The organism is Curtobacterium sp. NPDC089991 (genome assembly GCF_044748425.1).
Classification (GTDB): domain Bacteria; phylum Actinomycetota; class Actinomycetes; order Actinomycetales; family Microbacteriaceae; genus Curtobacterium.
Genome location: NZ_JBIVGB010000004.1, coordinates 394,352 through 411,831, shown reverse-complemented (window position 1 = coordinate 411,831; position 17,480 = coordinate 394,352). Strand labels below are relative to the sequence as shown.

The 17,480-nt window shown below is 69.8% G+C and carries 20 protein-coding genes; 17 read left to right on the top strand and 3 right to left on the bottom strand.

What is annotated here, in order from left to right; all coding sequences use genetic code 11:
• Positions 1-26 precede the first annotated feature (26 nt).
• From ACIPV1_RS14010 to ACIPV1_RS14000, 3 genes are all read left to right on the top strand, one after another.
• Positions 27-1,637 carry a dihydrolipoamide acetyltransferase family protein gene (locus ACIPV1_RS14010; protein WP_402726661.1) on the top strand — a complete coding sequence of 537 codons (1,611 nt, stop codon included), beginning with the start codon at positions 27-29 and terminating at the stop codon, positions 1,635-1,637.
• 71 nt (positions 1,638-1,708) lie between these two features.
• On the top strand, positions 1,709-2,290 hold the full coding sequence (locus tag ACIPV1_RS14005; protein ID WP_165901144.1) for a GNAT family N-acetyltransferase: 582 nt from the start codon (positions 1,709-1,711) through the stop codon (positions 2,288-2,290).
• A 129-nt stretch (positions 2,291-2,419) separates the two neighbouring features.
• Positions 2,420-3,154, top strand: a complete 735-nt coding sequence (locus ACIPV1_RS14000; RefSeq protein WP_123293453.1) for a GntR family transcriptional regulator — start codon at positions 2,420-2,422, stop codon at positions 3,152-3,154.
• Positions 3,155-3,242: 88 nt separating this feature from the next.
• Here ACIPV1_RS14000 and ACIPV1_RS13995 read toward each other — a convergent pair whose 3' ends face one another.
• Both ACIPV1_RS13995 and ACIPV1_RS13990 read right to left on the bottom strand, forming a co-directional pair.
• Positions 3,243-3,695, bottom strand: coding sequence for a glucose PTS transporter subunit IIA (locus ACIPV1_RS13995; RefSeq protein WP_123293454.1), 453 nt, complete (start codon positions 3,693-3,695; stop codon positions 3,243-3,245).
• Positions 3,692-3,928, bottom strand: a complete 237-nt coding sequence (locus tag ACIPV1_RS13990; protein WP_071253138.1) for a PTS transporter subunit EIIB — start codon at positions 3,926-3,928, stop codon at positions 3,692-3,694. The genes ACIPV1_RS13995 and ACIPV1_RS13990 overlap by 4 nt, the downstream gene beginning before the upstream one ends.
• A 178-nt stretch (positions 3,929-4,106) precedes the next feature.
• Here ACIPV1_RS13990 and ACIPV1_RS13985 point away from each other — a divergent pair, with 178 nt between their 5' ends.
• The 12 genes from ACIPV1_RS13985 (at position 4,107) to ACIPV1_RS13930 (ending at position 14,466) form a co-directional block, all read left to right on the top strand.
• Positions 4,107-5,375 (top strand): PTS transporter subunit EIIC, encoded by a 1,269-nt coding sequence (locus ACIPV1_RS13985; protein ID WP_133937539.1) that lies wholly within the window; start codon positions 4,107-4,109, stop codon positions 5,373-5,375.
• 187 nt (positions 5,376-5,562) lie between these two features.
• Entirely contained in the window at positions 5,563-6,474 is a 912-nt protein-coding gene (locus ACIPV1_RS13980; protein ID WP_402726660.1) for a metal ABC transporter solute-binding protein, Zn/Mn family, read from the top strand.
• A gap of 47 nt (positions 6,475-6,521) precedes the next feature.
• The gene (locus ACIPV1_RS13975; RefSeq protein WP_123293829.1) at positions 6,522-7,367 is read left to right on the top strand and encodes a metal ABC transporter ATP-binding protein; all 846 of its coding nucleotides are present in this window, start codon (positions 6,522-6,524) and stop codon (positions 7,365-7,367) included.
• A complete protein-coding gene (locus ACIPV1_RS13970; protein ID WP_243834061.1) occupies positions 7,367-8,338 on the top strand; it encodes a metal ABC transporter permease in 972 nt (323 codons plus the stop codon). The genes ACIPV1_RS13975 and ACIPV1_RS13970 overlap by 1 nt, the downstream gene beginning before the upstream one ends.
• Complete coding sequence (locus ACIPV1_RS13965; protein ID WP_123293457.1) at positions 8,335-8,778, top strand: Fur family transcriptional regulator; 444 nt, start codon at positions 8,335-8,337, stop codon at positions 8,776-8,778. Before ACIPV1_RS13970 ends, ACIPV1_RS13965 begins: the two co-directional genes overlap by 4 nt.
• A 10-nt stretch (positions 8,779-8,788) precedes the next feature.
• Entirely contained in the window at positions 8,789-9,481 is a 693-nt protein-coding gene (locus tag ACIPV1_RS13960) for an alpha/beta fold hydrolase (RefSeq protein ID WP_402726659.1), read from the top strand.
• Between the two features lie 230 nt (positions 9,482-9,711).
• Positions 9,712-9,948, top strand: a complete 237-nt coding sequence (gene rpmB, locus ACIPV1_RS13955; RefSeq protein WP_111085377.1) for a 50S ribosomal protein L28 — start codon at positions 9,712-9,714, stop codon at positions 9,946-9,948.
• Positions 9,948-10,118 carry a 50S ribosomal protein L33 gene (gene rpmG, locus ACIPV1_RS13950; RefSeq protein WP_017886456.1) on the top strand — a complete coding sequence of 57 codons (171 nt, stop codon included), beginning with the start codon at positions 9,948-9,950 and terminating at the stop codon, positions 10,116-10,118. Before rpmB ends, rpmG begins: the two co-directional genes overlap by 1 nt.
• Positions 10,119-10,120: 2 nt before the next feature.
• Complete coding sequence (gene rpsN / locus ACIPV1_RS13945; protein ID WP_111085378.1) at positions 10,121-10,426, top strand: 30S ribosomal protein S14; 306 nt, start codon at positions 10,121-10,123, stop codon at positions 10,424-10,426.
• A gap of 278 nt (positions 10,427-10,704) precedes the next feature.
• Positions 10,705-10,992: an HU family DNA-binding protein gene (locus tag ACIPV1_RS13940; protein WP_111085379.1), complete on the top strand. Its 288-nt coding sequence runs from the start codon at positions 10,705-10,707 to the stop codon at positions 10,990-10,992.
• A 208-nt stretch (positions 10,993-11,200) separates the two neighbouring features.
• The gene (locus ACIPV1_RS13935; protein ID WP_402726658.1) at positions 11,201-13,138 is read left to right on the top strand and encodes a cytochrome c oxidase assembly protein; all 1,938 of its coding nucleotides are present in this window, start codon (positions 11,201-11,203) and stop codon (positions 13,136-13,138) included.
• Positions 13,135-14,466 (top strand): ATP-dependent RecD-like DNA helicase, encoded by a 1,332-nt coding sequence (locus ACIPV1_RS13930; RefSeq protein WP_123937364.1) that lies wholly within the window; start codon positions 13,135-13,137, stop codon positions 14,464-14,466. Before ACIPV1_RS13935 ends, ACIPV1_RS13930 begins: the two co-directional genes overlap by 4 nt.
• A gap of 63 nt (positions 14,467-14,529) precedes the next feature.
• Here the strand turns inward: ACIPV1_RS13930 and ACIPV1_RS13925 are convergent, their stop codons facing one another.
• On the bottom strand, positions 14,530-14,979 hold the full coding sequence (locus ACIPV1_RS13925) for a DUF4383 domain-containing protein (RefSeq protein ID WP_165901145.1): 450 nt from the start codon (positions 14,977-14,979) through the stop codon (positions 14,530-14,532).
• Positions 14,980-15,217: 238 nt separating this feature from the next.
• Between ACIPV1_RS13925 and ACIPV1_RS13920 the strand changes: the two genes are divergently transcribed.
• A complete protein-coding gene (locus tag ACIPV1_RS13920) occupies positions 15,218-16,117 on the top strand; it encodes a phosphatase PAP2 family protein (RefSeq protein ID WP_402726657.1) in 900 nt (299 codons plus the stop codon).
• Between the two features lie 85 nt (positions 16,118-16,202).
• The gene (locus ACIPV1_RS13915; protein ID WP_123339972.1) at positions 16,203-17,342 is read left to right on the top strand and encodes a CE1758 family FMN-dependent luciferase-like monooxygenase; all 1,140 of its coding nucleotides are present in this window, start codon (positions 16,203-16,205) and stop codon (positions 17,340-17,342) included.
• Positions 17,343-17,480: the final 138 nt, after the last annotated feature.

Genomic DNA, 17,480 nt, shown 5'->3' with positions numbered 1-17,480 from the left:
TCGTCCGAACGCCGAAGGAGCCGTAAGTGGCCGTCGCCGAATTCCCCCTGCCCGACGTGGGCGAAGGCCTCACCGAGGCCGAGATCGTGCAGTGGCGCGTCGCGATCGGGGACGAGATCACCGTCGACCAGGTCCTGGTCGAGATCGAGACCGCGAAGTCGCTCGTCGAGCTGCCGTCGCCGTTCGCCGGCACCGTCACGGGGCTGCTCGTGTCCGAGGGCGACACGGTCGAGGTCGGCAAGCCGATCATCCGTGTCGAGTCCGACGCGTCGGTCGCGTCCGGTGCGCCGGTCGCCGCTCCAGCCGCGCCGGCGGTTCGGCCGGGAGGCCCGGCACCGGTCGCCGACAGCGTCCCGACCTCGCCCGTGGTCGCCCCGACCCCGCCGGCAGCGCCCGCCCCGGTGGCTCCGGTCGCGCAGACCCAGCCCGCCCCCGCGGCGGCCCCGGCACCTGCTGCTGCACCTGCTCCCGTCGTCGCCGCCGCGCCCACAGCTGCACCGGCAGCATCGGTGCAGCCCGTCGCCGACAGCGCCTCCGTCGTCGGGACGGACGAGTCCTCCGGCGCCGTCCTCGTCGGCTACGGCTCGGCGACCTCGTCGCCGTCCCGTCGCAAGCCGGGCGCCCGCCGGGCCGCAGCCCTGGCAGCCGAGGCGAGCCGTGCCTCCAGTGTGGATGCCGCAGCAGCGGCCGAAGCGGCCAGCGATCCCGGTGAGGACACCACCGCCGAGGCGATCGCCGGTCTGGCTTCCGCGCCCGCGCGCAAGCAGACCCTCGCGACCAACGTGCTCGCGAAGCCGCCGATCCGGAAGCTCGCGAAGGACCTCGGTGTCGAGCTGACCGAGATCGTCGCGACCGGGTTCGCCGGCGAGGTCACTCGCGACGACGTCATCCGGCACGCGAAGCAGGCCAGCGTCTTCCGCAACATCGAGACGCCCGAGTGGGGCGAGGTGCGCAGCGAGACGATCCCGGTCAAGGGCGTCCGCAAGGCCATCGCGACCGCGATGACCACCTCGGCCTTCACCGCACCGCACGTGTCGCTGTTCGTCGACGTCGACGCGACCCACACGATGGAGTTCGTCAAGCGGCTGAAGGCCTCGCCGACGTTCGCCGGCGTCAAGGTCTCGCCGCTGCTCATCGTGGCGAAGGCCGTCATCTGGGCCGTCCGCCGCAACCGTTCGGTGAACTCGACCTGGACCGACCGCGAGATCATCGTCCACCACTTCGTGAACCTCGGCATCGCCGCGGCGACCCCTCGTGGGCTCATCGTGCCGAACATCAAGGACGCGCAGGACATGTCGCTGCTCGAGCTGGCGCAGGCGCTCGAGGAACTCACCCTCACCGCCCGTGACGGCAAGACGACGCCGAAGCAGATGGCGAACGGCACGGTCTCGATCACGAACATCGGCGTGTTCGGCATGGACACCGGGACCCCCATCCTCAACCCGGGCGAGGTCGCGATCGTCGCCATGGGCACGATCAAGCCGAAGCCGTGGGTCGTCGACGGCGAGGTCCGGTCGCGCATGGTGACGACCATCGGCGCCTCGTTCGACCACCGGGTCGTCGACGGTGACGTGGCGTCGCGCTTCGTGCACGACGTGGCCTCGGTGCTCGAGGAGCCGGCGCTCCTGCTCGACTGAGTGCGTGCGGCCTTCCGCAATCGTCGCGTGGTGTTCACACGGATGTCGGTGGTGCGGGGGATGATCGGGGCATGGTCCACCAGCTCCTGACCCCCTCGCAGGAGATCCGAACGGATCGCCTCCTGCTCACCCCGCTCACGCCGGCCGACATCGACGACGTGCACGCGGTGTTCGCTGACGCCCGCACCTGGCAGCACCTGCCGAGCGGACGGCACGTCGCCCGGAGCTCGAGCGTGGACCTGGTGCAGCGGAAGATCGGTGGTCGGGCCCGACACGGACTCGGTTCGTGGGCCGTCCGCACGGCTGCAGACCACGCGTTCGTCGGGGTCGGCGGGGTCGACATGACCGCCGGTGGGGTCTGGAACCTCGGGTACCGGTTGGCTCCCGCGGCCTGGGGGCAGGGCTTCGCGTCCGAGATCGCCCTCGCTGCCGTGCGAGCCGCCGCCGAGACCGCGCCGGACGTCCCCGTGACGGGTCGCGTGCTCACGAACAACCCCGCGTCCGCCGCGGTGCTCCGTCGGGCCGGGCTGTCACTCGTGTGGCAGGGGGCTCCCGGGGTGCAGACGTCCTCCGCCGCGGGGGTCGAGGGGCAGGTCTGGACCGACCGGCTGCTCTCCGACGAACAGTTCGCCTGGCTCGTCCGCAACGCCTGAACCCTCCCGCCGGTCCACGCGGAACATCACGCACGTTGGCGTTCCGAGGTCGACTCGCTACTGTGATGGGAACTGGTCATGTCCGCGCATGACCACCACCCAGGACCAGCAACGGAGCACGAGGGACGCATGACGAGCCGCATCACCGAGGGTGCCGAACCGAAGCACCAGCAGTTGCGGCGCATCCTGCTCGACCTCGCCACCGCGCGCCTGGCCCCCGGCGCCGCGATCCCGTCCGAACGCCAGCTCATCGCCGAGTACGGCGTCTCACGGATCACCGTGCGCGAAGCACTCGGGCAGCTCGTCAACGAGGGCTACCTCGAGCGCGTGCGCGGCAAGGGCACGTTCGTGGCGCACCGCCCCGTGCAGTCGACGCTGCACCTCGCGTCGTTCACCGAGGAGATGCGCGCGATGGGCCACGTCCCGACCACGGTTGTGCTGGTGCGCGAGGAACGTGTGCCGCCGAGTGACACCGTGGCGGCGCTGCGGCTCGACGCCGAGGTGTCGGCCTTCCACGTGAAGCGACTCCGGATGGCGGACGGCGCTCCGGTGTCGATCGACGACGCCTGGCTCGTGGCCGATGCGTTCCCGGGCCTGCTCGACCACGACCTGTCCGGGTCGGTTTACTCGATCATCGCGAACGAGTACGGCACCCCGATCGACCGGGCACAGCAGACGGTGGCCGCGAACCCGGCCGCCGACGACGTCGCGACCCTGCTCGGCACGAAGACCGGTGCTCCGGTGCTCGAGTTCGACCGGGTGTCGTACGCGGGGGAGCGCCCCGTGGAGCACACCCGCAGCTGGTACCGCTCGGACCGCTACCGCGTGCAGATGGAGGTCACCGCGACCCCGGCGGTCGCGTAGTCCGGCACGAACGCGAAAGCGACTCTGTGCTGCGAACGTTCCGCAGCACAGAGTCGCTTCGGCAAGGAAGAACCGGGGTGCGCCCGGGTCAGACCTCGAACAGGGTGTCGCCGTCGAGCACCGAGGTGCCCACCGTGCCCTGGTCGACGGTGTCCGGCGCGGAGCCGAGCACCACGACGGGGCAGATCGGCGAGTAGCCGGCGGCCGAGATCACCGACGGGGTGAACCGGACGACGGGGTCGCCGGCCGTGACCGTCGAGCCCTCGGTGGCGAGGAGCTCGAAGCCCTCGCCCGACAGCTTCACGGTGTCGATACCGACGTGCACGAGGACGTCCGTGCCCGCCGAGCCCTGCAGGGCGAACGCGTGCGGGTGCAGCTTCACGATGGTGCCGTCGACCGGGGCCACCGCGGTGACCGCGCCCTCGACGCCCGTCGGGTCGACGGCCACACCGGCGCCGACGAGCTGGCCGGCGAACACCGGGTCCGGCACGTCAGCGAGGGCGACGACCGGGCCGGCGAACGGCGTGCGGACCGCCGTCACAGTTCGTCCTGGATGTCCTGCGCGAGGTTGTCGGCGACCGTGCCGACGATGACCTGCCAGCCGGTGCCGCCGCCGACGACGGCCTGGGCGCCCGCAGCCTGCAGCGCGGCCTTGTCGACGAGGTCGCCGTCCTCGACCTCGACACGGAGGCGCGTGATGCAGCCCTCGACCTCTTCGATGTTGTCGGCACCGCCGAGCGCGGCGATGATGTCGGCTGCCTTGATGTCGGCCATCGTTTCCTCCTCGTTAAGGGTTTTCGTACCAGGTTGACACGGGACCGGTCTCGGTTCAGACTACGGAACTGGTCATGACCGGACAGGACCGGACCTGGCGACACCGCCGAGGTTACCTGCGCTGGCTGCACGACTCAACTCACCCCGACAGCTCCACCCAATGACGAGAGGACCTCCGATGAGCGCCACCACTGCCACGGACGTGCCGGAGAAGAAGAAGCCGAAGAAGCAGTCCCGGCTCTTCGCCAACGCCCAGCGCCTCGGACGGAGCCTGCTCCTGCCGATCGCGGTCATGCCCGCCGCGGGCATCCTGAACCGCATCGGGCAGCCTGATCTGCTCGGCGCGATCCCCGGCTTCGAGACGGGAGCGGGAGTCATCTCGGCTGCCGGACAGGCCATCTTCACCTGGTTGCCGCTCCTCTTCGCGGTCGGCATCGCGATCGGGTGGGCGAAGAAGTCGGACGGCACGACCGCTCTGGCCGCAGTCGTCGGGTACATGGTCATGTACCAGGTGTTCGCAGTCATGTCGCCGGTTGTGCTCGCGGGGGTCAAGGACGCGAACGGTGACCAGGCGACCATCAACTTCGGTGTCCTCGGCGGCATCGTGATGGGGCTCGTCTCGGCGGTCATGTGGGAGAAGTTCCACCGCACGAAGATGCCCGACTTCCTGGGCTTCTTCTCCGGTCGTCGCCTCGTCCCGATCCTGACCGCTGCGGCTGGTCTCGTCATCGCCGTGCTCATGGCATTCGTCTACCGCTACTTCGACATCGCCCTCACGGCTGCCGGTACCGCCGTTGCGGACAACGCTGTGATCGGTGGCGGCATCTTCGGGTTCGCGAACCGCATGCTCATCCCGATCGGCCTGCACCAGCTGCTCAACTTCTTCCCGTGGTTCCAGCTCGGCAGCTTCACGAACGCGGCCGGCGACATCGTGCACGGCGACATCCCGCGCTTCCTCGCCGGCGACCCGACCGCTGGTATCTTCCAGACCGGCTTCTTCCCGATCATGATGTTCGCGCTGCCGGCCGGTGCGCTCGCCATCTGGCGCAACGCCAAGCCGCAGAACCGCAAGCTCGTCGGCGGCATCATGATCTCGGCCGCGCTCACCTCGTTCGTGACCGGCATCACCGAGCCGCTCGAGTACTCGTTCATGTTCGTGGCGTTCCCGCTGTACGTCATCCACGCGGTGCTCACCGGGACGTCGCTGGCGCTGGTCAACGCGCTCGGGATCCACGACGGGTTCTCGTTCTCGGCCGGTGCGATCGACTACGTGCTGAACTTCGGCAAGGCGGACGGAGCGATCTGGCTCATCCCGATCGGCCTCGGCTACGCGGTCGTGTACTACTTCCTGTTCAGTTTCGTGATCAAGAAGTGGAACCTCCGCACGCCCGGGCGTGAAGAGGACACGATCGCCGAGAACACGATCGACGCGGCCACCAAGCCGTAGACGTCACCACGTGACGGACAGGCGCGCCCCGCTCAGCGGCAACGCGAAGCGTTGCGCGGGGCGCGCCGACCGAGCCTGCGAGGGAGGCGGTGCCAGCTGGCACCGCGCCTCCTGTCCGTCTGTCGTTACCACCAGAGCGCTGATACCGGTTTTGACAATCGTTATCAGCAAGCGCTACCGTCGGAGCATGCACAACCGCCTCCTCGCCCTCCCGCTCGTCGCCGGCACCGCCGCGCTCGCTCTGACGGGCTGCGCGACCTCCTCGGCCTCGGGCAACGCCAGTAGCGACGGGAAGATCGCCGTCGTCGCCTCGACCAACGTCTACGGCTCGATCGTCCAGTCGATCGGCGGCGACCAGGTGTCGGTCACGAGCATCCTGAACGACCCCTCGCAGGACCCGCACTCGTTCGAGTCGAGCGCTCGCACCCAGCTCGCGGTGTCGAAGGCCGACCTGCTCATCGAGAACGGCGGCGGGTACGACGACTTCATGACCACGCTCGCCGACGCCTCGGACACCAAGGCCGACACCATCAACGTCGTGAAGCTCTCGGGCTTGGACAAGGGTGGCGACGCCGAGTTCAACGAGCACGTGTTCTACAGCTACCCGACGATGGTGAAGCTGGTTGACGACGTCACGAAGCGCCTGTCCGCGCTCGACGCGGGCGACAAGACCACGTTCGAGCAGAACGCCGACGCGCTCACGACGAAACTCGAGGGCCTCGAGTCCCAGACCGCCGACTTGAAGAAGACGTACGACGGCGAGGAGGTGGCGTACACCGAGCCGGTGCCGGGCTACCTCTTCGACGCGATCGGTCTCGACAACGTCACCCCCGAAGCGTTCTCCGAGGCGATCGAGGAGGGCGACGACGTCCCGCCGGCAGCCCTCAAGGACACCCTCGCGCTGTTCAGTGGCAAGAGCGTGGAGCTGCTCGCCTACAACGACCAGACCTCGAGTGCCGAGACCGAACAGGTCAAGAAGGCCGCCGACCAGGACGACGTCCCGGTGGTCGGTGTCACGGAGACGCTCCCCAAGGGGCAGGATTACGTCTCGTGGCAGCAGGCGAACATCGACGCGGTGAAGGCAGCGCTCCAGAAGTGACGACCTCGACCGCAGCAGCGGCGACCGACAGCCCGGCGACCACCTCGGTGGACGACCGGGCTGCGGCCCGTCCGGTCCTGGCCCTGCGCGACGCCGGACTGTCCTTCGGCGAGCGGAAGCTCTGGGGGCACCTCGACCTGGACATCGCGCCGGGGGAGTTCGTCGCGGTCCTCGGCCCGAACGGCGCCGGCAAGACCTCGCTCCTGCGCACGGTGCTCGGGCAGCAGCGCCTGACGAGCGGCACGATGTCGTTCCTCGGCCAGCCCGTCCGTCGTGGGCACCGGAAGATCGGCTACATCCCGCAGCAGCGACTCATGGAGGCCGGCACCCCCCTGCGCGCGCGGGACATGATCGCGCAGGGTGTGACGGGGCACCGGTGGGGCGTCCTGCCGACGTCGAAGGCCGACCGCGCCCGCATCGACCGCATCCTCGACGAGGTCGGCGCCACCGCGTTCGCAGACGCCCCGGTGGCCGAGCTGTCCGGCGGCGAGCAGCAACGCACCCGCGTCGGTCAGGCCATCGCCGCCGACCCGGCACTGCTGCTGTGCGACGAACCCCTCATCTCACTCGACCTGCGGCACCAACGCGGCGTCACCGAGCTCATCGACCGGCAGCGTCGGCAGCAGGGTGCCGCGGTGCTCTTCGTGACGCACGACGTGAACCCGATCCTCGACGTCGTCGACCGAGTCCTGTACATCGCCGGCGGCCGGTTCCGGATCGGTTCCCCCGACGAGGTCCTGCGCGCCGACGTCCTGAGCGACCTGTACGGCACCCCCGTCGACGTCGTCCGCACGATGGGACGCATCGTCATCGTCGGCGCGAACGACGCGCACGACCACCACCACGGCGAGGTCGACCCGCACGCCCCGGCGTCGGACGAAGGGCGGATCTGATGGACGTCCTGTCGACGGTCTTCTCGTTCCAGGACTACGGCGAGCTCGTGGCCCTGGTGCAGAACTCGATCTGGGCCGGCGCGGTGCTCGGCATCGTCGGCGGGCTCATCGGCCCGTTCGTCGTCGCCCGGAACATGCCCTTCGCGGTGCACGGCATCTCGGAGCTGTCCTTCGCCGGCGCGAGCGCGTCCTTGCTGCTCGGTGTCAACGTCGTCACGGGCTCGCTCGTCGGGTCGGTGATCGCGGCGCTGCTCATCGGGGTGCTCGGCTCGAGAGCGCGCGACCGCAACTCGATCATCGCCGTGCTCATGCCGTTCGGCCTCGGGCTCGGCATCCTGTGCCTGGCGCTCTACAAGGGACGTGCGGCCAACAAGTTCGGGCTGCTCACCGGCCAGATCGTGTCGGTGGACAACCCCCAGCTGACGTTCCTCATCGTCATCGCCGCCATCGTGGTCGCGACCCTGCTCGTCATCTGGCGGCCGCTGATGTTCGCGTCGGTCGACCCCGACGTGGCCGCGGCCGCAGGCATCCCGGTGCGGACGCTCGCGATCGTGTTCATGCTCGTCCTCGGCCTGGCCACCGCGGTGTCGGTGCAGATCGTCGGCGCGCTGCTCGTGCTGTCGCTGCTCGTCACCCCGGCCGCTGCGGCCCTGCGGCTCAGCTCGCACCCGGTCGTCGTGCCGGTGCTGTCCACGGTGTTCGCCGTGGTGTCGGTCGTCGGTGGCATCCTGCTGGCACTCGGCGGCGGCCTGCCGATCAGCCCCTACGTGACGACGATCTCGTTCGCGATCTGGGTGGTCTGCCGGATCGTCGGGGCCAGGCGCGACCGCCGTGGACGCGACCGGGTCGTCCGCCGCGACCAGCGTGGCGGGGGCACACCGGGCCTCCCGTCCGGAACGAACGGAACCGGAACCGGAGCCGGAACCGGTTCCGGAACGTCAGCCGAAACGAAGGTGGGTGCACCAGCATGAACGCCGTGCAGAAGGTCAAGCGGAACACGTGGCAGCGCGAAGCGGTGCGCGGTGCCCTCGACTCCACCGAGGGGTTCGTCAGCGCGCAGGCGCTGCACCAACACCTGCGTGACGAGGGCTCGACCATCGGCCTCGCCACCGTCTACCGGGCGCTCGCCGACCTGGCGACCGAGGGTGACGCCGACTCGTTGCAGCAGGACGGCGAATCGCTGTACCGGGCGTGCACGACGGACGCGCACCACCACCATCTGATCTGCCGGAACTGCGGCCGGACCGTCGAGATCGAGGCGGACCCCGTCGAGCAGTGGGCGCAGGACGTCGCCGCCGCCAACGGGTTCACGAACGCCAGCCACGTCGTCGACATCTTCGGCGAGTGCGCGGTGTGCACGGCATCTGCCGCCGCAGCCGGACCGCGGACCGGCGACGCCGACGGCGAGTAGCGTCCGCGCCATGCACGTCATCCTGGTCCCCGGGTTCTGGCTCGATGCGAGCGCGTGGGACGACGTCGCCCCGGTGCTGCTGCAGGCGGGCCACACGGTCGAGGCGATCACCCGCGACGGCGACACGCTCGACGAGCAGGTCGCGGCGCTCGTGGAGCGCCTAGACGACGTCGCCAGCCCGGACGAGCCCGTCGTGCTCGCCGGACACTCCGGTGCCGGACCGATCGCGTACATGGCCGCCGACCAGCGGCCCTCGCTCGTCGCACACCTGCTCTACGTCGACACGTTCCCCGGTCCCGCCGGCGGCTGCGTGAACGACGAACTGCCCGTGGTGGACGGTGTGGTGCCGCTGCCGTCGTGGGAAGTCTGGGAGCCGGCCACAGTGCGCGGGATGACCCCGGCGTTGCGGGAGTCCTTCGGGCACCGCGCGATCCCGGAGCCGGCCGCCGTGCCGTCCGACCGGTTCCACTACGCCGACGCCGCCCGGCACACGATCCCGGCGACGGTGATCACCTGCGAGATCCCGGCGACCGAGCTCGCGACGATGGTGGCTGACCACCAGACCTGGGCCGCGGAACTCGTCGCGACCGAGGAACTCAGCATCGTCGGACTCGAGACCGGACACTGGCCGATGTTCACGGCGCCGCGCGAACTCGGCGAGCTCATGGTGCGTGCGCTTGCGACACGCCCGGAGCTCGCGTAAGCTCTTCCCTTGGTCCTCCACGTCCGCGTGGTGGACCCGTTGTTCCAAGCCCTCCGACCGTCGCGAACGCCGCGGTCGCGTGGTGTCCGTTCCCCCTTCGACAGGGGCTGCGGGCCTGGGCGGTGTGCACAACCCCCTCGCATGCACCACTCCGGTGGTCCTGCGCGTGCGCACCAGGCAAGTGAACTTGGGTGCGGCCGTCCGGTCGCACGGTACCTCAGGAGGAAACCATGGCAGCAGTGTGCCAGGTGACCGGCGCCGTTCCCGGCTTCGGTCACAACATCTCGCACTCGCACCGCCGGACGAAGCGCCGCTTCGACCCGAACGTGCAGAAGAAGACGTACTACGTGCCGTCGCTGCGTCGCAACGTGACGCTCAACGTCAGCGCTAAGGGCATCAAGGTCATCGACGCGCGGGGCATCGAGTCCGTCGTCAAGGACGTCCTCGCCCGTGGGGAGAAGATCTGATGGCGAAAAAGGGTCAGGACATCCGTCCGATCATCAAGCTCCGCTCGACGGCGGGCACCGGGTTCACGTACGTGACCAAGAAGAACCGTCGGAACAACCCCGACCGTCTCGTGCTGAAGAAGTACGACCCGGTGATCCGCAAGCACGTCGACTTCCGTGAGGAGCGCTAAGCATGGCGAAGAAGAGCAAGATTGCGAAGAACAACCAGCGTGCCGTCATCATCGCGCGCTACGCCGAGCGTCGTCTCGAGCTGAAGAAGGCCCTCGTGGACCCGAACGGCTCCGACGAGTCGCGTGAGGCCGCTCGCGTGGGCCTGCAGAAGCTGCCCCGCGACGCATCCCCGATCCGCTACCGCAACCGCGACGCGATCGACGGCCGCCCCCGTGGCCACCTGGGTGAGTTCGGCATCAGCCGTGTCCGCTTCCGCGACATGGCCCACCGTGGAGAGCTCCCCGGCATCACGAAGAGCTCCTGGTAAGCACTCGCAGTACCCGACGCCCCGTCACCTCCTGGTGGCGGGGCGTTCGCTGTGTCCGGGGTACAAGGGCGCCTCAGGGGTCACATCTGCCCCGTTGGACCCGCGACAAGCCCGGAAATCCGGGCGAGTCGGCTGAAAACGTCCGATGTGGCTGGTAGGTTCAACTCCGGTTCCGCCGGGCCCTCGGCCCACTGGCACCGTGGCACGGGGCAACCGCTCCGGGCGCCGGACGGCACGTCCGTCCGACCGATACTGCAAGAAGTCCGAGGAGGACATCCATGGCTGACAAGTCACTGAACCGCACCGAGCTCGTCGCTGCCGTCGCCGCCGAGTCCGGCCAGAGCCAGGCCACCGTCAACGGCGTCGTCGACGCGCTCTTCAGCGTCGTCTCGTCGTCCGTCGCGGACGGCACGAAGGTCACGATCCCCGGTTGGATCGCCTTCGAGAAGACGCACCGCGCCGCCCGCACCGGCCGCAACCCGCAGACGGGTGAGGCCATCGAGATCGCCGCGAGCGACTCGGTCAAGGTCAGCGCCGGCTCGAAGCTCAAGGCTGCGGTCAAGTAAGACTGTTCCGCGCATCGAGAGGGACGGCTTCGGCCGTCCCTTTCGTCGTTTCCAGGGTGCGTTCGGTGCGTCGGGTCGCGTTCGTCCTGTCGCGTTCGTCGCGTCGGGTCGCGTTCGTCGCGCTGCGTCGACCGGGAGGCCCGTGCCGGTTCCCACAGGTCGGCCCGGCCGGTTCGGTGGCCGGGTGGGCACCGCCTAGGCTTGACGGGTGAATCGGATCGCGCGCATCGCCGGTCCCGCCGTGCTCCTGCTCGTCGGGTTCGTGGCGCTGCTCACGGCACTCGTCATCGGCGGTGGTGCGAACGCAGCGCTGATCGCCGACCCCGGTGCCCTGGTCCGGTTCGGTCTGCCGATCTCCCGGTTGGTCGTGGACCTGTCCGCCGCTGCGACGATCGGCGGCCTCGCGTTGGCCACCGTCGGACTCTCGCGCTCCGGCCCGGAGTGGAACCGCGCCATCGACGTCGCGGCCGCCGCCAGCGGGCTCTGGACGGTGTCGTCCGCGGTCACCACCTTCTTCACGTTCCTGAGCGTCGCCGGCTCGAAGATCAGCATCGACGAGCAGTTCGGCCAGTCGATGGGCGTGTTCCTCACCGGAACGGACCTCGGGCTCGCCTGGCTCGTGACGGTGCTCGTCGCGGCTGCCGTCACGGTGCTCTGCTTCGCCGTCCGTTCCCGGGGCATGGTCGCCCTGACCGCCGGTGTGTCGATGATCGGCCTCATCCCGCTCGCACAGCAGGGCCACGCCGCCGGCACCGCGAGCCACGACGCCGCCGTGACCGCGCTCGGGCTGCACCTGGTCGGCGCCGCGCTCTGGGTCGGTGGCCTGACCATGCTCGTGCTCCTGCGCGGCGTGCTGCCCGGTGACCGCCTGGCCGTGGTCGTCGCGCGGTACTCGAGCATCGCGCTCGGGTGCTTCGTGCTCGTGGCGGTGTCGGGTGTCGCCTCGGCACAGATCCGCGTGGGTGCCCTGTCGAACCTGTTCACGCCGTACGGCACCCTCGTGCTGGTCAAGATCGGCGCGATCGTCGCCATCGGGGTCCTCGGTGCCGTGCAGCGTCGGCGTGCGATCCGCTCCCTGACCGAGGCGCCGGCACGGCACCGCCCGTTCTGGACCCTGATCGTGGTCGAGCTCGCCGTGATGGGCGTCGCATCGGGTTTCGCCGCGGCGCTCGGACGCACGGCCACCCCGGTCGACCAGATCGCGCTGAGCAAGACGACCGACCCGAGCCCCGCCGAGCTGCTCACCGACGACCTGCTGCCGCACGCGCCCGGGGCCTGGGGCTGGCTGACGCAGTGGAACATCGACCTGTTCTGGCTGATGGCCGCCGTGCTGCTCGCTGCGACCTACGCGGCCGGTGTCGTGCGCCTGCGCCGCGCCGGGGTCCACTGGCCGGTGCGCCGTTCGGTGGCGGCAGCCCTCGCGATCATCTCGCTCGTGGTCGCGACGTCCGGTTCGCTGCACCAGTACGACCGGTTCCTGGTGTCGGCGAACGTCGGCGCGCACGTGCTGCTCGGCCTGGTGGTGCCGGCGCTGGTGTGGGCGGCGGCTCCCGTCGTGCTCATCCGGGCCGCGGTGCACCCGCGCGACGACGACAGCACCGGGGTGCGCGAGTGGACCGGTGTGCTGGTCGACAACGCCGCGGTCCGCTACCTGGTGCAGCCCTTCCCGGCGTTCCTGCTCGCCGCAGCGGTGTGGTGGGCGTACTTCGCCACCGATGCCGTCCGGTGGTCGGTGAGCGACTCCGCGGGGCGCACGGTCATCGACGTGGGCTTCCTGCTCGTCGGGCTCCTGGCGATGCCGACGCTCTTCACACCGGTCGCGGCCGGCCAGCAGTACCCGACCCGCGCAGCAGCGATCGTCCGGATCGTCGGGGCCGCGGTCGTCGCCGCCGGAGCGGTGTCGCTCGGCGTCGCGATGCGCGGGCCGCTCGGACTGCTGCAGGCGTCGTGGTTCGGGGCGATGGGGCGGACGTGGGGCCCCGATCCGCTCGTCGACCAGGCCCGTGGCGGGCTCGTGCTCGTGGTCGCCGGGGTGCTGCTCCTGGTGGCGGTCGTCGTGGTGGTGCTCGTGCAGCTTCGGCGGGCTGGATCGCCTGCGCGCACGCTCGGAGCGGACGCGCAGACCCTCGAGCAGGACGCACGATGAGCGTCGAGCTCAGCGACGAGCAGCGGGCCGTCTTCGAGTACATCGAGCACACCCGTGACCACGTCTTCATCACCGGTCGTGCCGGCACGGGCAAGTCGACCCTGCTCAACCACCTGTCGTGGAACACCGAGAAGCAGGTCGTGATCTGCGCACCGACCGGGGTCGCGGCCCTGAACGTCGGTGGCCAGACGATCCACTCGTTGTTCCGCCTGCCGATCGGGCTCATCGCCGATGCCGAGCTGCGCCAGGGACCGGACACCCGCAAGCTCCTGAACACCATCGACACCCTGGTCATCGACGAGGTCTCGATGGTGAACGCCGACCTGCTCGACGGGATGGACCGCTCGCTGCGCAAGGCCCGCGGGCGGCAGTTCGAGGCGTTCGGCGGAGTGCAGGTGGTCATGTTCGGCGACCCGTACCAGTTGCCGCCGGTCCCGGGCGGTGCCGACGAACGCGCCTACTTCACCGACCACTACCGGTCGATGTGGTTCTTCGACGCCAAGGTGTGGCTCGAGGCGAAGCTGAACATCATCGAGCTCGCCACCGTGCACCGCCAGCGCGACGACGCCTTCGCCGCCATGCTCACGGCGGTGCGGCACGGCCGGGTGACCGCCGAGATCGCCGACCAGCTGAACACCGCGGGCGCACGGCCCTCGCCCGACGACGCCATCACCCTCGCCACCCGGAACGACACCGTCGCGCGCATCAACAAGGCGGCGCTCGAACGGTTGCCCGGCAAGGTGAAGACCGCGAAGGCCGACGTCAACGGCGACTTCGGCGGGCGGAACTTCCCGGCCGACGAAGCCCTCGAGCTCAAGCCCGGCGCGCACGTGATGTTCCTGCGCAACGACGCCGACCAGCGGTGGGTGAACGGGACCCTCGGCATCGTCACGGCGATCCGCGACACGGTATGGGTCGACGTCGACGGAGAGTCCTTCGAGGTCCAGCCGTCGGTGTGGGAGAAGTTCAAGTACTCCTACGACGCCGACAAGAAGGAACTCAAGAAGGACACCGTCGGTGAGTTCCAGCAGTTCCCGTTGCGACTCGCCTGGGCGGTGACGATCCACAAGTCCCAGGGCAGCACCTACGACCGCGCGGTGGTCGACCTGGGCAACCGGGTGTTCAGCGCCGGACAGACGTACGTCGCGCTGTCACGCCTGACGTCGCTCGAGGGGCTGTACCTGACCCGGCCGCTGCGGCCGCAGGACATCATCGTCGACACGGATGTCCGACGCTTCATGTCCGAGGCGCCACGCATCGTCGCGACGGCACTCGAAGCCCGGAAGCCGGAGCCTGCGCCGGATCCCGACTCCGGCGACGACGCCTGACGCACACACGACGACGCCCGCCTGCCGGAGCGGCAGACGGGCGTCGGGGAGCGTGTCGGTGCGTCAGGCGCGAGCCGCCGCACGCAGCGCGCGGAGGTTCTCCTTGTCGGCACCGAGCGCCGTCAGCAGCAGGATGACCCCGACGATCGCGTGGAACACGTTGTCGGTGGTGTTCAGCGCGAAGATGTTCGCCGAGGTGTTCACGAAGACGAAGCCGTACACGGCCAGCACCACGAGCACGGCGCCGACGACCAGGTTGCCGTTCCGCGAACCGATGGTGGTGCCGAGCCCGGTGATGAGCAGGACCGCGGCGAGCAGCACCCAGATGAGGGCGAGCGGCGGGTTCACCCCGAAGGCGTTCCAGAGCATCCCGCCCTGGCGGCTGAAGAAGCCGGGGTCGCCGTCGGCGGCGAAGAAGAAGCCCAGGATGCCCCAGAGTGCGAGGACGCCACCGACCGTGAGCGCGAGCCCGCGGTTCGGTGAGGCGGTGATGCCCGGTTCCTTGATGGCCACTTCGGTCTCCTCCTCGTACACTGCCGACGCGACGTGCGTCAGTCCGGCGGTGCCCGCCGGACTGAGCGGCGCGGCACTGAGCGGCACAGCGCGGGATCCGCGGGTGACGGCCGCGCGGTTCCCAGCCTCCGGCCGGTGAGCCAACGGTATCGTGTCCGACCCCGACCGTCCGAATCGCAGCGCCGTCACCAGGCGTGCGACGAGACCGACGACGACCACTCCGAGGAGGACCAGCCCGGTGACCTTGACACCCGAGCGCAATGCACCGGAGTCGCGTGGACCGAGCGTCTCGCGGCGGTTGCGGTGGGGTGTGCTGGCGGCTCTGGGGTTCGTGATCGTGCCTTCCGTCTACGCGGCCGCGGTGCTGACGCCGGTGGGGCAGCGCATGGAGGACGCCGCGCTCGGCGGGGTCCGTGAGTCCGACCTGTTCAGCTCGGACACTGCGCTCAACGTCATCTCGGTGCCGGTGATCCTGTTGCTCGTTGTCGTGATCGTCGCGGTGGCGTTCGCCAGGCGACGGCTCTCGGTGGGGCTCGGCGCGGGTGCAGTGGTGCTCGCGTCGGCGGCCACCTCGACGCTCGTCAAGCGTATCGCCGAGCGCCCGGAGATCGCCCAGTCGACGACGCCGAACTCGTTCCCCTCAGGCCACGCGACCATCGCGCTGGCCGCACTGTTCGCCGTCCTGATGGTCACGCCCCGTCGCTTCCGGCCGATCGTCACGCTGCTCGGTGCCGCCTACGCGGTCTTCGTCGCCAACCAGACGGTCGTCTACGGCTGGCACCGGGTGAGCGACATCATCGGGGCGTGCGCGATCGCGGTGTTCTGGCTCGGCGTCGTCCGGGCGTTCGGTCCGAGGGTCGACCGGGGCCTCCGAGGTGACCGGGACGGCCGTCGGGGTCCGCGCCGGGTGGTCAGCGTCGTCCTGCTCGTCGCCACCGGGGTCACGCTGGCCGTCGGCGTCGCCGCGCTCGTCGTCGGCCTGACGGGGGACGGCGCTCACGACCACGCCGCGATCCTGATGGCCGGACGACTGGCCTCGAGCGCGAGCGTCCTGGCGGTGGTGACCGCGGTGTGGTTCCTCGACGGCATGCACCACGCGGCCCGGACCGACCCCGCAGCGCTGTCCGCAGCTCGCTGACGCCTGGTGGGAATGCACCGGCGTACGCTACGTTGTACCCAGCAAGTCGATGCAAACGCATCGATATCGCGAAAGGCGGCGCATCATGCAGTTCGGCATCTTCACGGTCAGTGACGTCACGACCGACCCCACGACCGGCACCACGCCGGACGACACGCAGCGCGTCCGTGACATCCTCACGATCGCGCAGCACGCCGACCAGGCCGGACTCGACGTCTTCGCCACCGGCGAGCACCACAACCCGCCGTTCGTCGCCTCGTCGCCGACCACGTTGCTGGCCTACCTCGCGGCGAAGACGAAGGACATCACGCTCTCGACGAGCACCACGCTCATCACCACGAACGACCCGGTGCGCATCGCCGAGGAGTACGCGATGCTCCAGGTGATCTCCGACGGCCGCATGGACCTCATGATGGGTCGCGGCAACACCGGCCCGGTCTACCCGTGGTTCGGGCAGGACATCCGCCAGGGCGTCAACCTGGCGATCGAGAACTACGCGCTCGTCCGTCAGCTCTGGGAGAACGACGTCGTCAACTGGCAGGGCAAGTTCCGCACGCCGCTGCAGGGCTTCACCTCGACGCCGCGCCCCCTCGACGGCGTGCCCCCGTTCGTCTGGCACGGCTCGATCCGCACGCCCGAGATCGCGGAACAGGCCGCGTACTACGGCGACGGCTTCTTCCACAACAACATCTTCTGGCCGATCCAGCACACCGAGCAGATGGTCGGGCTGTACCGCCAGCGCTTCGAGCACTACGGTCACGGCCGTGCGGACCAGGCGATCGTCGGTCTGGGCGGGCAGTTCTTCGCCCGGAAGAACTCGCAGGACGCGGTCAACGAGTTCCGGCCCTACTTCGACAACGCCCCGGTCTACGGGCACGGCCCCTCGATGGAGGACTTCGCCGCCCAGACCCCGCTCACGGTCGGTTCGCCGCAGCAGGTCATCGACCGGTACGCGGCCATGAAGGACCACGTCGGCCACTACCAGCGCCAGCTGTTCCTGGTCGACCACGCCGGGCTGCCGCTCAAGACCGTGCTCGAGCAGATCGACATCCTGGCCACGGACATCGTCCCCGAGCTCCGCAAGCTGAACGACGAGGGCCGTCCGTCCGACGTGCCGTCGAACCCGCCGAGCCACACGGAGCGCGCCGCCGCGGCGCTCGCCGCCGGCACGGTCGGCAGCGACCACGTCGCCGCCGAGGACGAGTGGACGGGCGCCTCCGTTTGACGCTCCCAGCGCTCGGTTCGTGAGCAGGAACGGTCGGGTCCCGCGAGGTGACCCGACCTTTTCTCCTCACCATGCGGGGTGGGCGCGACCACATGCGGACGGGAGGCACGGCGCCAGCTGGCACCGGGCCTCCCGTCC

Excerpts from the sequence above, each read along its gene's own strand:
- ACIPV1_RS14005 (WP_165901144.1), top strand. The coding sequence starts at position 1,709 with ATGGTCCACCAGCTCCTGACCCCCTCGCAGGAGATCCGAACGGATCGC.
- ACIPV1_RS14000 (WP_123293453.1), top strand. The coding sequence starts at position 2,420 with ATGACGAGCCGCATCACCGAGGGTGCCGAACCGAAGCACCAGCAGTTG.
- ACIPV1_RS13990 (WP_071253138.1), bottom strand. The coding sequence starts at position 3,928 with ATGGCCGACATCAAGGCAGCCGACATCATCGCCGCGCTCGGCGGTGCC.
- ACIPV1_RS13985 (WP_133937539.1), top strand. The coding sequence starts at position 4,107 with ATGAGCGCCACCACTGCCACGGACGTGCCGGAGAAGAAGAAGCCGAAG.
- ACIPV1_RS13980 (WP_402726660.1), top strand. The coding sequence starts at position 5,563 with ATGCACAACCGCCTCCTCGCCCTCCCGCTCGTCGCCGGCACCGCCGCG.
- ACIPV1_RS13970 (WP_243834061.1), top strand. The coding sequence starts at position 7,367 with ATGGACGTCCTGTCGACGGTCTTCTCGTTCCAGGACTACGGCGAGCTC.
- ACIPV1_RS13965 (WP_123293457.1), top strand. The coding sequence starts at position 8,335 with ATGAACGCCGTGCAGAAGGTCAAGCGGAACACGTGGCAGCGCGAAGCG.
- ACIPV1_RS13960 (WP_402726659.1), top strand. The coding sequence starts at position 8,789 with ATGCACGTCATCCTGGTCCCCGGGTTCTGGCTCGATGCGAGCGCGTGG.
- rpmB (WP_111085377.1), top strand. The coding sequence starts at position 9,712 with ATGGCAGCAGTGTGCCAGGTGACCGGCGCCGTTCCCGGCTTCGGTCAC.
- rpmG (WP_017886456.1), top strand. The coding sequence starts at position 9,948 with ATGGCGAAAAAGGGTCAGGACATCCGTCCGATCATCAAGCTCCGCTCG.
- rpsN (WP_111085378.1), top strand. The coding sequence starts at position 10,121 with ATGGCGAAGAAGAGCAAGATTGCGAAGAACAACCAGCGTGCCGTCATC.
- ACIPV1_RS13940 (WP_111085379.1), top strand. The coding sequence starts at position 10,705 with ATGGCTGACAAGTCACTGAACCGCACCGAGCTCGTCGCTGCCGTCGCC.
- ACIPV1_RS13930 (WP_123937364.1), top strand. The coding sequence starts at position 13,135 with ATGAGCGTCGAGCTCAGCGACGAGCAGCGGGCCGTCTTCGAGTACATC.
- ACIPV1_RS13915 (WP_123339972.1), top strand. The coding sequence starts at position 16,203 with ATGCAGTTCGGCATCTTCACGGTCAGTGACGTCACGACCGACCCCACG.